Raw genomic sequence first — 13,145 nt, 5'->3', positions numbered from 1 at the left:
TTTTTGATCTGATCGTCTCGCTTCAAAGCGGCCGGCAGACGTCTTCAGTCCGGATTGCCAACGCCCACACGCAAATTGTCTTCATTGAGAAAAATGGCCAGATACTTCTGGATCGAACCGATCAGATCGACAGCTCCTGCGCATACGATGGGGCGTTCAGAAGCGGACAGATCGATCCGGATCTTCTGACCGTCGAAAAGATTTATGAATTTGCAAACGACTGCGACATTGAAGATGTCCGGGCCGTTCTCGACCGTCAGATCGCGTACAATACGGCGATTGCCGAAGAAGGGCTGCGCCGCAGCTATGGCGCTAATATCGGATCGACGATGCTCAAATACTATGGCAATACCATACGCAATCGGGCGATCGCCAAAGCGGCAGCCGGATCGGATGCGCGCATGAGCGGCTGCGAGCTGCCCGTCATCATTAATTCCGGTTCAGGAAACCAGGGCATGACGGTTTCCATCCCGGTCATTGAATACGCAAAGGAGCTGAACTCCAGCAAAGAGCAGCTGTACCGGGCTCTGGTGCTTTCCAATCTCATCGCCATTCACGAAAAGACCGGAATCGGGCGTCTGTCCGCCTACTGCGGAGCGGTCACAGCCGGCTGCGCGGCAGGATGCGGAATCGCCTTTTTACAGGGTGCGGATCGCAAGGCGATTGAACACACGCTGGTCAATTCGCTGGCGATCGTTTCGGGCATCATCTGCGATGGCGCCAAGCCAAGCTGTGCCGCGAAAATCGCTTCGAGCGTGGAAGCGGGCATTCTGGGCTATCACATGTACTTGAACGGCCAGGAATTTTTAGGCGGCGACGGCATTGTCACCAAAGGCGTGGAAAACACGATCCGAAATATCGGACGCCTTGGCCGGGAAGGCATGCGGCAGACCGATCAGGAAATCGTGCAGATCATGCTGGGCTGTTCGGACCGCACGCTCTGAGTCCTGCAGAGCTTTTCAAGGCAAAGTCCATAAAATCAAACGAATCGAATGAAAAGATCGCCGAATGGAAAAGGATTGTCTGCCGGTTCGGCTATAATTCCCCAAACAGAGCGGATTCCAGACGTTCCGGACGCCCGTGAGGCGGCCGCATTCCGGAATCCGGAAAGGAGTTTTTATGAAAGTCGTTATTGTTGGCGGAGTAGCCGGCGGCGCCACAGCAGCTGCCCGCATCCGCCGTCTGGATGAGCAGGCGCAGATTACGGTATTTGAACGCTCGCATCATATTTCGTATGCCAACTGCGGCCTGCCGTATTACATTGGCGGCGTTATTTCCGACCGCCGCGATCTCACGCTCCAGACCCCGGAAAGCTTCGACGCGCGCTTTCGCGTAAACATGAAAGTCCGTCATGAAGTGACCGCCATTCATCCCGATCGTAAAACTGTCTCGGTGACGAATCTGGAAACCGGGGAAACGTTTGAAGAACCGTATGACAAGCTGCTGCTTTCCCCAGGCGCAAGACCGGTGCTTCCGCGTTTAACCGGCATGGACGCCGATCAGCTGTTCACGCTGCGTACGGTAGAAGATACGCTTCGCGTCAAGGACTATATCGATACGCATCATCCCAGATCGGTCGTTCTGGCCGGCGGCGGCTTTATCGGCATGGAGCTGGCGGAAAATCTGCGCGAACTTGGCATCGACGTGACCATCGTGCAGCGACCGAAACAGCTCATGAACCCGTTTGATCCGGACATGGCGGCGCTGATTCAGGGCGAAATGCGGCGGCATGGCGTAAAGCTGGCTCTCGGCCAGACGGTAGAAGGATTTCGAAAAAAGGAAAACGGTGTGGATGTTCTGCTCAAGGAGCAGGCGCCTCTTCACGCCGACATGGTCATTCTGGCTATCGGCGTCGCGCCGGATTCAAAGCTGGCCAAGGACGCCGGTCTGAAGCTGGGCATCAAGGACAGCATTCTCGTCAACGAGCGCATGGAAACGTCCGTTCCGGACATTTACGCCGTCGGCGATGCTGTTCAGGTTTCTCATTATGTAACCGGCGATCCGGCCCTGATCGCACTGGCCGGCCCGGCGAATAAACAGGGACGCATTGCAGCCGATAACATCTGCGGCAAGGACAGCCATTACAAAGGCTCGCAGGGCAGCAGCATTCTGAAAGTCTTTGACCTCGATGCCGCCGTCACCGGGCTAAGTGAGACGGCCGCCCGCAAAGCCGGTCTCGATGTCGACTCCGTCATTCTTTCTCCGATGAGCCATGCCGGCTATTATCCCGGCGGCAAAGTCATGACTATGAAAGTCGTCTTTGAAAAGGGAACGTACCGTCTTCTCGGCGCGCAGATCGTCGGCTATGAAGGAGTGGACAAGCGCATCGATGTGCTGGCGACCGCCCTTCACTGCAAAATGAACGCGGTCGATCTCAAGGATCTCGATCTGGCGTACGCTCCGCCGTATTCCTCGGCAAAAGATCCTGTAAACATGGCGGGATTCATGATCGAAAACATCCGGGACGGCATTTTGAAGCAGTGGCATCTCGACGATCTGGAGGCGATCGAACACAATCCCGATGTAACCCGGCTCGATGTGCGCACGAATGGAGAATATGCGTGGGGCCATATCGAAGGCTTTCTAAATATTCCTGTCGATGAACTGCGCGGGTGCCTGAATGAACTTGATCCCAGAAAACCGGTTTACGTCATCTGCCAGAGCGGTCTGCGCAGCTACATCGCCTGCCGGATTCTGGAAGCCAACGGGTTTGACTGCTACAACTTTGCCGGCGGATATCGCTTTTACGATGAAGTTACGCACGAACGGCAGCTGGTGGAATCGGCCTTCCCCTGCGGCATGGATCGATAAGAAAGATCCGGCACAGACAAGCCGCTGAAAAAGAAACATCTGAAACAGAGCGGGAAAAAGAACGGCTGAAAAGAAATTCATAAACATAAAAAGGAATACAGGGACGAACATGGCCTTTCGCGGTGTTCGTCCCTGTCCGTTTTCTGCATGTCCGGTGAAAACTGGAAACCCAAAGTCCCGGACGAAGCACAAAAAAATCTGTACCCGATCTGCCGGAGCAGAATTCAAGGTACAGATTTTCATTTCAATGGAGTTTAGAGCCAGAAGGCAAAGGCAGCAGTAATGGAATCGATGATGGATGCTGGATCGACAGCCGATGCCGGGGCGGAAGATGTCGGATCCTGAATGATCCACATGCCGTTTTCATCTACGCCAGTCGCTACGAGGAAATGCGGATTTTCGTTGTCGCCCTGCTGGAGAATGACAATATCGCCGGCGGCAAGCGCGTCTCCGATCTGCGTCTGGTAAGCGGGCAGCGGATTCATCGGAATGCCCCAGTTTAAAGCGGCTCCCGCGAAAATGGAATCGCCGTCGCGAGCGGGCGTTAGATCGTATTCATATTGACGGGCAAAATCCGCAACCGTAACGGGGTTGAACGTCGGATCCTGAAGAAGCCAGGAGAACACTTCGGAAATGGCGGTCGGGGCGCCTCCGGTCTGTACGAACAGGCCGTTTCCATACTGCATATAGCCCCAGTCCGGATTGGCAGTTTTCAGATCCTGCAGCGCGTCGGTTGCAATCTGCGCGTCCCGGTTGCCGTCCTTGTTGGCACTCGGATAAGCGAGAATGAAATCCACCATGGATGGATCCGAGGCGGCCAGATTGACGATGGCTCCAGGCCATGCCGAAGAATCGGTAAAGAACTGCTCGAACAGACGGACTTTTTCCGGCTGCTCCGGAACCGTGATTTCACTGGTCGCATTCAGCTGATCCCGTGCAGCTGCATCGCCGTTTTTGGCGGCTTCGATCGTTGTCAGAAAGGATTGATCGTACGCGTCGAGAGCGGCCTGCTTCATTGTGTTAAATGCGCCTTCGTCCCAGTCGTCCGGCTTAACGGCATTGTTGACCAGGGCGGTAAAGTCATCGTACTGCTTCATCGCCTCGGTTTCGGCGGTCTGGTATGCCGAAGAAGAAGGCATGCCTGATTTGTGATGGAGATAGACGACCGCAAGCAGAGACGTCAGCGTCACGGCCAGAACCAGAATCAGAACGGGAAGAACAAGCGATCCCTTTCGTTTCTTTGGCTTTGCCGGTGCCGGCTGCGCTTTGCGCGAGCGGGAAGACCGGGATGGAAGATCGACTTCATAGTCGTCTTCTTCGTCATAGTTTTCGTCATCCCAGAGCTCTTCATCCGCGAGATCTTCATCAAATAACTGACGCTCTTCCTTTGGGGAAGGGCGCCTGGACGCTTCGCGAGTGGCAGCCTCCCGATTCGCCTTGCGGCTTTTTGGTTTTTCTGTGTTATTTTTCATGACGATATTTTAACATACGGCTGTTCCCGGTCGAATACGCCATACTAAATTCAGCCAAATTGATGGGCACGCCAGCGCTTTGTCAACGCTGACGCACTAGACGCGGCACGATATGAAAACCTTTTCCTTTTTTACAGGACGAGCCCAAAGAAAAAATACGGCGCAATTTGGAAAAGCTGCGCCGCTTAGAAAATTGAAAGCTGAAAGATTTCTTTTACAATACCGTATTGTGTGCCGCCCATTTCGCGGCGTTTTTGAAAGCGCACAGGATCCGATTGCCCAATGCGGCTTCTGGTTTCAACGGTCGGAACGCTCTTAGCATCCGCTATAAATGAAAAGGCCAGAACTGGAAACAGGAGAGACATGAATACAAACCATAACGATACAAACCCAAATCCGTCTGCTTCTTCCCGACTCGAAGAGAAGGACTGGCAATGGGAAAGTCCGGAAGAAAAAGAACGAAACGACAGGCTGTTTTCCTCAAGCGCTGCCGATTCGCTGGCCTCTCTTTCCAGAACACCGGACAAAACCGGCCGACGGACCCGAAAAAACACAGAACAGACGATGAAGAAAACGGCTTTGAAAAAAGAGCCGGCCAGTCGCGCCGATCAGAGCGCTCACTCTGCCGCTTCTTCAGCGTCAAATCGGACGAGTGCGCGAAAAGCCGGGAAGCAGGCGGCGCGAACGTCCGCAGGAAAACCTGTGAAGAAGCACCATTTTATGCGACGTACGCTGATCGGCCTGCTGGCGTTTGCGGCGGCCTCCTTTGGGGCGTATAAAATTTATCCGCTCGTGGCCGGACCGCAGATCGGCTCCGCCTCGCTTTCTTCCGAGCAGATCGATGAAATGGTCCGCAGCCGTCTGATGAACCAGACGAGCCGCAATCTGCAGCGCATTCCCGTCTTCGCGCACCGCGGCTTTGTCGAAGACAATCTGGACAATACGTTCGCTTCGTTCGATCTGGCGCTGCTTTCCGGCTGCCCCCAGGTCGAGCTGGATGTACGCACCAGTTCGGACGGTGTGCTGTATGTCTGCCACGACGATTCGCTGAAAGGACCGGCGGGTCTGGACTGGAACATTACCGAACATACGAGCGAAGAACTCGACCAGATCATTTTGCATAACGGAGAAAAGCTGCACCGCCTGTCGGAAGTAATCGGCCGCTATCGCGATCAGCTCATTTACCTGATTGAATTCAAGGACGATCGAAACGATCCTCAGCCGTTTCTGGATGTCGTCGAAGCGTATCCCCAGTACGCTTACACGATGCAGGTGCAGTCCTTTTATACCGGCATTCTCGAAGCCATCCACGAAAAGCTGCCGAACATGTTTGTTCAGCTGCTCGTCAATAAATATACGGAAATCGATCCGGCGCTAGGCTGCGACTGGCTGGATTCGCTTGCGCTCGATGAAAAGCTCATTTCGCAAAAGCGGATCGAGCAGATCCATGCGGCAGGCAAGGAAGTCTGGCTCTGGACCGTCGATGATCCCGATGCCATTCACCGCTATCTCTCATGGGGTGCTGACGGGGTCATTACCGACACGGAAAACGCCGTCCTCATTTATAAGGAAATGGCACAGAGCGCACAAAACTGAGTTCGACAGGAAATGCGTACTTCCAGACGCGTCTGAAGAATTGAGCAGTACAGGAATTGGAAACAAAAGGCAGAAGAAAAGGGGGTTCCGCTTTCCTTCTGCCTTTTGAAGTTCTGGAAAATGAAAAGATAATCCGAAAATTAGCAGAAAGACCCACCTGTCCGGAAAAGATAGAATCCCTGCAAAACCGTTCGCGTTTTCCATCTTTTCCGGATCAAAGAGGGATCTGAAATGAGAACAGCCGGGCGGGCAAACGAGTCACTGCCTCGCCAGAAAAGAAACAGAATGAAAAAGGAACCGGCAGCCCGTCTGAAATCGGTGCCGTTTCCATCGGACTGAACCTGGCGCACCGCCAAAAAGCACCGGCGTGCGGAAAAAGAAAATGCCGGTGAAAAAGGAAAAATTCAAAGACATTCGGGCAAAATGTTATACTGAAGGTCGCGTCTTCCCAAAGAAGAGCGTCCTGTCTGAAATAAAGCGATTTCTGATTTGCGGGCAGGGAATACAAATGAATTTCCAAATGCTTGAGCATATAATATAAAACAGAGTGAAGGAGATCTTATGGCGAAAAAAAGTGTCTACGCTTCCATCGAAATTGCCGACCGGGAAGTACGGCTTGCAGTCGTGGAAATCTTTAATAACCGAAGCAATGTTTTACGCGTGGAGCGCTGCGCACACTCCGGTATCTCCAACGGAAAGATTACCGATGAAAAAGAAGTAACCAACGCCGTGAAACAGGCCCTCAGTCAGGCAGAAAATGCGCTTGGCTACCGCATCGAACGCGTTCTGCTCGCGGTTCCCAGCCGCGGCGTCAAAAACGTCAATACCAAAGTGCACATCGATATCGACGACGGTACGCATACCGTTCGCCGCTTCCATCTTCAGCAGGGGCTGAAGACGGCGATGCATGCCGCAAGCTTTGACGACGAAGTGCTGATCAACGTCAACCGGATTCAGTATTTCATCGGGGCCACCCATCTTGATGAGATGCCGTTTGGCTGCGATGCGGCGGAATTCGATATGGACGTCGATCTGCTGTATGGAAACCGGGAACTGGTGTTCTCCTATGTCAAGGCAGTGGAAGATGCCGGCATTCAGGTCATGGACATTGCGGTCGATCTGTACGCAGCCGCAAAGGAAACCGGATCGCTTCTGCAGTCCGCGGACGCGCCGGTCATTCTGATCAGCCTGGAGGCCGATCATACCGCGCTGGCCCTGCTCAATCAGAACAAAATCGCCTTCTGTGCTGTGATTGATCAGGGATACCAGTCCTTCATTGAAAAGCTTCAGGATCGCTATCAGCTTTCCGACAGCGCCGCATGGCGTCTGCTCGAAAACCTCTTCAGCGTTCCGAAGGAAGACGATGAGGACCGTGTGATCTACATTGAACAGCAGGAAAATCGCCGTGTGGAAATCACTCGAAAAGAACTGGCCGATGCCGTTCTGCCCCGCATGCGCAGCTGGATCGCGGAAATCAATGCCGCCTGTCAGGCGATTGTAAGCCAGACCAAAGCCCGCTATCTGATTACCGGTCAGGGCTCGAACATTCCGGTTCTGCGCGATCTGCTCAAGGATTTCAATGCGTCTGCGGACGTTTATTCCGTTTCGAGCATCGGTGCCCGCAGCGGATGCTTTGTCGTGCCGCTGGGCATGGCGTACGTCTGGGAAGACGGCAATGAAATTCAGGGCCGCGACAAAATTTCCGTCAATAACAACGAACTGGAAGAAAGCATCGAGTCCATTACCCGCTATGTCAAAGATGAAGAAGGCGGATTTACCCGTAAGCTCAAGCGCGTAATACTTACGTCGAAAAACTAGCGGCTTCACCCTTGCCGGAAAAACGAATCATACGATTCGGATTTGACGCAAGATTGGAAAACAGAAAACCAAAAACGGAAATATCCGACAGAAAACCTGTACGATAGGATATCAGGACAAATGAGCGTAAAATGCGGCCATACAGGCGCATATCGCGCTTGTCTGAAGTCTTTATGGACATAGGATTATCGAACCATCGAAACAAGGAATAAAGGAGAGTATTCACATGCCAGAACTGAATCAGAGAGCGAATATTAAAGTCATTGGCGTTGGCGGCGGCGGAAGCAATGCGGTCAATCGCATGGTTATGGACGGACTGCAGGGCGTAGATTTCTACATCGCCAACACGGACGTTCAGGTTATGAAAAGTTCCCCGGTAGAAAAGAAAATCGTACTGGGCAACGATTCGACCAAGGGACTTGGTGCCGGAGGCAACCCGGAAGTCGGCCGTAAAGCTGCAGAAGAAACTGAATCCGAAATCCGCGAAGCCATTAAGGGCGCGGACATGGTTTTCATTACCGCTGGAATGGGCGGCGGAACCGGAACCGGTGCTGCACCGCTCGTAGCCAAGCTGGCGAAAGAAGAAGGCGCGCTGACGATCGCGGTCGTTACCCGTCCGTTTACATTTGAAGGCAAACGCCGTTCCAACAATGCGGAACAGGGCATTGAGGAACTGAAAAAATATGTCGATTCCCTGATCGTTGTTTCCAACGACAATCTGCTTGAAGTCATCGGCCGCAAGCCGATCGAAGAAGCCTTCCAGGCTGCAGACAACGTACTTCGTCAGGGCGTTCAGACCATTTCGGATCTGATTGCGGTACCTGCCCTCGTGAACCTTGACTTTGCGGACGTTCGTTCCGTAATGGCCAACCAGGGTCGTGCTCTGATCGGTATTGGTATGGCAGACGGCGAAGACAAAGCGCTCAACGCTGCAGAAAAAGCCATCCAGTCCCCGCTGCTCGAATCGGATATTACCGGCGCAAAATCGGCGATCATCAACATCACCGGCGGCGACAAGGTTTCCCTGTATGATGCACAGAACGCGGTTGCGGTGATTCAGGATGCAGCCGGCGGCGACATCGACACCATTTTCGGTATCGCTATTAACGAACAGCTCGGCGACGCGATCATCGTTACCGTTATTGCAACGGGCTTTGAAGACGACGACGCACCGGCAGCGCGCAAGGCCGCAGTAAAGGGCGGAACCAAAAAGGCAGAACCTGCCGCTAAGGTTTCTTCCCTGTACACACAGCCGCAGGTAACGGCTGGCCGTGCTTCGGTAAGCGCGGAAGTCAAAGCGTCCGAGGATGAAAACATCCCGGATTTCTTCTTCCAGAATCGCTAATTCCATAAAAGATTTGGAAACGATTTAATTTTGAAAATTACAGAGCGAAAGGACCGAACAATCCTTTCGCTTTTTTGATGGAAAATGGGCATGCAGCCAGACAGCCGGACGAAAAAATTATGTTCAATTTTGTGAAATCCAAACCCCTCAATCTCGGTCCAGAAAGAGAGCTTTGAACGAAAAAGCAGATAAATTAACAACAAAGTGTTTTAATAAAGAGTATAGACGAGCTATCTGTTCCACTTTCTGACAATGGATCGGAAAATGGACAGAAAAAGGGCGGATTCTGGCCTTTGTTGCATTTGGTGCCGCCTCTCTTTATGATGAGTTCGAAAATTCTGGAGGTTTACTATGTCTTCACCACGACAATCAAGGCCGGAGAATCGGCGTACTTACCGTAATTCCGCACCGGAAAGCACCAGAAGATCGAACCCCCAGGGCCGGCGTTCTTCTGGAGCAGAAGACTGGTACGATGACGATTACGAGTACGTAAACGTCTCTTCGAAAGCCAGCCGCCGCAAGGCACCGACTGTTCCCAGTTCCGTCCGGAAAAAGAAAAAACGCAATCGCCGTCCCGGCATTCTGGCCTGGCTGATCAGCCTGGCTGCCTTATGTGCCGGCGGCTATTTCATTTTTGAGCTCTTCCGTCTCGACATTTTGCCGCTGATGTATCTCTTCATTTTCGTGGCCGTTCTCAGTCTGCTTCTTCTGCTTTTTGTGTGGATCTGGCTGGGCAAGACACGGCGGCCGGTATCCAGGACGATCATGGCTATTCTTGTGATCGTACTTGGCGTCGGCTGCGGCATGGGTGGCGTCTATGCGCGGGCGACCGAAGATATGTTTACGGAAATTTCCTCGCTGACGGATCGCAAAGCCAACGTCATTTCCTTTTATACGCTCAAAGGCAACCATATTACGGAACCCGATCAGCTTAAGGACGGTACGGTAGGCTATGTAGACGGTCTCGATTCCCATACGCAGGACGCGTTAGAAAGCCTGCGCAAACAGGGCGCTTCCTTTACCCCCGTGCAGTACGATTCGATCTACTCGCTGGTCGACGCGCTCTTCGATCATGAAGTGACCACGATCGCCTTCCCGGAAAACAATCATGAAGAGCTGTACGAGGCCGCTAATGACGAAAACCAGTACAGCGCGCTGAATACGTTTGCCAACATCACGGACGAATACATTTACTATACCGATCGCGACGCGTCGTCTATCACGCCGTCCGATCCGGTTGCCAACATCATGAGTGATCCCTTTACGGTCCTGATTTCCGGAAACGACAGTTACGGAACGATCGATACGGTTTCCCGTTCGGATGTAAACATGTTAGTGACGGTGAATCCGCGAACCGCACAGATTTTGATGATCTCCATTCCGCGTGACACGTATGTGACGGTATCCTGCGAAAAGAATTCCCGTGCCTGCGAAGCGGTGGACGGCTCGACCGATAAGCTGACCCATACCGGCATTTACGGCGTGGGCACGACGGAAAGCACGATTGAAGATTTCCTGGGCGTGCCGATCAATTACTATGTACGTGTGAACTTCTCGTCGCTGATCAATCTGGTCGATGCGGTCGGCGGCGTGGATATTGATGTACCGGAAGGACAGGAAGTGGAACGCTTTTACGCCAACGGAGAAGAAGGCGTGCATGCGGGCGTCAATCATCTCGACGGCGACCGTGCGCTTGCCTTTGCCCGGGAACGTCATGCGTATGTCGACGGCGACAACCAGCGTGTCAAAAATCAGGCGATGGTCATGAAGGCGCTGATTCGCAAATGCATGTCTCCATCGATGTTCATCAACTACCCGAAGGTGGCCAAAGCAGTATCGACGGCGATCGATACGAACATGAGCGCCCGGGAGTTGAAATCCCTCGTGACGCTGGAAATTGCCAGACGTCCGGACTGGAACATTCAGAACTATGCCATTGCGGGCGAATCGTCTTTTGAATACTGCGCGACGCTCAATACGACGGCGAGCGCTTCCATCGCCGTTCCGTCCATGGTGGAATACGCGAAATCGCTTATCGCGGATGTGCGTGCAGGCGAAACGATCGAAATTTCTCCCGAAGCCATTACCCCGTCGGTCGATCTCACACAGGATCAGACCCAGACGGAACAGGATAATGCCTACAACGAACCGCTCGTTACCGATCCGTACGGCTATGGTCAGGATTATGTCGATCCTGGCTACGATCCGTATCAGCAGCCGGCGCAGGATTACGGCTATACCGATCCGAATGTGCAGTACGATGCCTGGGGCAATCCCATCGATCCTTCGGCGAGTCCGTTCATCGGCTATGACGAATGGGGCAATCCGATCTACGGCGGATAGCCAAACCTTTCCTTTGAATTTTGTTCAGGCGAAAAGCAAATCGAAGCTTTTCGCCTTTTGTCTGAACCGGCAAAACGGTTCGCCTGGACGTGAGGCCCTTCTGCCTTTCCGCGCTCCTGCCGCTCTGTTTCCGCAGGACTGGAAACAGGGGAAAAAAGAGGAAATGAGCAGGGAAGGACTGAACCCGATATAATGAGGATGTTATGAAATTGGATATTACATCGCGCACAGCTGCTGCGAAGCTCAAATATTTCTGCTGGATCCTGCTGTTCTTTCTGCTGAGTCTGCTGGTCGGGATCTTCATGTTCAAATCCAGATAGCGGGAGGTTTCATGAAGACAAACAAGACCGCGCTGATCTGCATCAGCGACACGTACCTGCCAAGAGCCAGACTTCTCGCCAGACAGTATCAGAAGCATGGCGAAGAGACCGTTATTCTTACGCCGGATTTTTCGCACAAAACCAAGGCGCCCTTCTCGTCAGATGAAGAAGGCATCGTCAGGCTTCGCCATCGGCCCTACCAGAAAAACCTGTCGTGGCAAAGACTGCTGGGACATATGGAATTTGCCAGACGTGCCAAAACGTGGCTGGAAGACTGGAAGCCGGATCGCATCCATTGTCTGATTCCGGCCAATTCGCTGGCGATGGAAATTGGACGCTACAAGCGAAAGCATCCGGACGTCTGCCTGATTTTTGATATCAACGATCTGTGGCCTGAATCGCTGCCGGTCGGCTCCTGGTTTGGCAAAACGCCGCCGGCCTGGATCTGGAAGCATATGCGAAACGGCTATTTAAAAGACGCGGATCTTCTGGCCAGCGAATGCGCTCTGTTTCAGAAAAAAATTCAGGAGCAGACCGGTCTGCCCGCGCAGGTGATGTACTGGTCGGCCGGAACGGAAGAAACTTTTACAGCGCATTCTGCTTTGGAAGATACGGAGCATCTGAATCTCTGCTATCTGGGGTTTGTCAACAACATCATTGACCTCGATACGATGGAAACTCTGTTTCAGGCGCTTCATGCACGTACGGCGGTTCGCCTGCATCTGATTGCGCAGGGACAGCGCCGCGACGAAATGGTCGAGCGGCTTTCCCCGTACTGTGAAATCATCGATTACGGAGCCGTCTATGATCCAGAGCAGAAACAGTCGATTTTTGATGCCTGCGCGTTTGGCATCAACATTATGAAACCGGACGTACAGGCCGGCCTTTCCATGAAGACGCTCGATTATTTACAGGGCGGGCTTCCGGTCATTAACAGTCTGGAAGGCGATGTGCACGACTGGATCGAAGAGTACAGATGCGGGATCAACATCGACCGCAGCCGTCTCGAACAGACCGCAAAGGAAATTGCGGAGGCCGCTCAAAATCAGTTAGAGGCCATGCGAAAGGCGGCCCGTCAGGTTTTTGAAACGGATCTGTCTCTGTCGGCGTTTGAAAAAAGCTTTGAAATCCTGTGGCAAAGCGAGCAGAATCTCACAAAACACAGCAGGAAATGAATTCAGAATGGCCCATTGGAATAAAGCCGGGCGTTTGTAAGCGGAGTATGCGCGCAGGCGGGCGGCTTTTTTTGCGATCTGTCGCGCAAAAGATCACAATACGGAATATGGATCATTCTGCCCGTCTGGATGTATAAACCTTTCGGCAGGCTGTACTTGCGGGATAAAATCGCGGCGGGACTGCATGAGACATACGCAGACGGTTTCTGTAGCAGGCAGAAATGGATTTTCCATCCCCCCCCCCAGAAAAATTCAAAGTGTGGCC

Annotated in this window: 9 protein-coding genes; 7 read left to right on the top strand and 2 right to left on the bottom strand. The window is 52.9% G+C overall.

Features of this window, described 5'->3' with window-relative positions:
• Together ACLUYS_RS06770 and ACLUYS_RS06765 are read left to right on the top strand one after the other, a co-directional pair.
• The coding region (locus tag ACLUYS_RS06770; RefSeq protein WP_412659438.1) for a serine dehydratase subunit alpha family protein at positions 1-944 on the top strand (944 nt) is incomplete at its 5' end.
• Between the two features lie 175 nt (positions 945-1,119).
• Complete coding sequence (locus ACLUYS_RS06765) at positions 1,120-2,811, top strand: FAD-dependent oxidoreductase (protein ID WP_230267630.1); 1,692 nt, start codon at positions 1,120-1,122, stop codon at positions 2,809-2,811.
• 254 nt (positions 2,812-3,065) lie between these two features.
• Here the strand turns inward: ACLUYS_RS06765 and ACLUYS_RS06760 are convergent, their stop codons facing one another.
• Entirely contained in the window at positions 3,066-4,283 is a 1,218-nt protein-coding gene (locus ACLUYS_RS06760) for a hypothetical protein (protein ID WP_230267631.1), read from the bottom strand.
• A 363-nt stretch (positions 4,284-4,646) separates the two neighbouring features.
• Between ACLUYS_RS06760 and ACLUYS_RS06755 the strand changes: the two genes are divergently transcribed.
• The 5 genes from ACLUYS_RS06755 (at position 4,647) to ACLUYS_RS06735 (ending at position 12,880) form a co-directional block, all read left to right on the top strand.
• Entirely contained in the window at positions 4,647-5,879 is a 1,233-nt protein-coding gene (locus ACLUYS_RS06755) for a glycerophosphodiester phosphodiesterase (protein ID WP_230267633.1), read from the top strand.
• A 561-nt stretch (positions 5,880-6,440) separates the two neighbouring features.
• Positions 6,441-7,697: a hypothetical protein gene (locus tag ACLUYS_RS06750; protein ID WP_230267634.1), complete on the top strand. Its 1,257-nt coding sequence runs from the start codon at positions 6,441-6,443 to the stop codon at positions 7,695-7,697.
• Positions 7,698-7,923: 226 nt separating this feature from the next.
• Complete coding sequence (gene ftsZ, locus ACLUYS_RS06745; protein ID WP_230267635.1) at positions 7,924-9,042, top strand: cell division protein FtsZ; 1,119 nt, start codon at positions 7,924-7,926, stop codon at positions 9,040-9,042.
• A gap of 351 nt (positions 9,043-9,393) precedes the next feature.
• Complete coding sequence (locus ACLUYS_RS06740) at positions 9,394-11,385, top strand: LCP family protein (protein WP_412659437.1); 1,992 nt, start codon at positions 9,394-9,396, stop codon at positions 11,383-11,385.
• Positions 11,386-11,716: 331 nt separating this feature from the next.
• Positions 11,717-12,880 (top strand): glycosyltransferase, encoded by a 1,164-nt coding sequence (locus tag ACLUYS_RS06735; protein ID WP_288339104.1) that lies wholly within the window; start codon positions 11,717-11,719, stop codon positions 12,878-12,880.
• A gap of 2 nt (positions 12,881-12,882) precedes the next feature.
• Here the strand turns inward: ACLUYS_RS06735 and ACLUYS_RS06730 are convergent.
• Positions 12,883-13,145 (bottom strand): hypothetical protein (locus ACLUYS_RS06730; RefSeq protein WP_412659436.1); only part of this gene is annotated, 263 nt, incomplete at its 5' end.

It is taken from the genome of Allobaculum sp. (genome assembly GCF_047010065.1).
Classification (GTDB): domain Bacteria; phylum Bacillota_I; class Bacilli_A; order Erysipelotrichales; family Erysipelotrichaceae; genus Allobaculum; species Allobaculum fili.
The sequence above is the reverse complement of the archived record's forward strand: the minus strand, read 5'-3'. Positions and strand labels throughout refer to the sequence as shown.

Bases quoted from the DNA above. Each gene is read 5' to 3' on its own strand.
- ACLUYS_RS06735 (WP_288339104.1), top strand. From the start codon at position 11,717: ATGAAGACAAACAAGACCGCGCTGATCTGCATCAGCGACACGTACCTG.
- ftsZ (WP_230267635.1), top strand. From the start codon at position 7,924: ATGCCAGAACTGAATCAGAGAGCGAATATTAAAGTCATTGGCGTTGGC.
- ACLUYS_RS06755 (WP_230267633.1), top strand. From the start codon at position 4,647: ATGAATACAAACCATAACGATACAAACCCAAATCCGTCTGCTTCTTCC.
- ACLUYS_RS06760 (WP_230267631.1), bottom strand. From the start codon at position 4,283: ATGAAAAATAACACAGAAAAACCAAAAAGCCGCAAGGCGAATCGGGAG.
- ACLUYS_RS06765 (WP_230267630.1), top strand. From the start codon at position 1,120: ATGAAAGTCGTTATTGTTGGCGGAGTAGCCGGCGGCGCCACAGCAGCT.
- ACLUYS_RS06750 (WP_230267634.1), top strand. From the start codon at position 6,441: ATGGCGAAAAAAAGTGTCTACGCTTCCATCGAAATTGCCGACCGGGAA.
- ACLUYS_RS06740 (WP_412659437.1), top strand. From the start codon at position 9,394: ATGTCTTCACCACGACAATCAAGGCCGGAGAATCGGCGTACTTACCGT.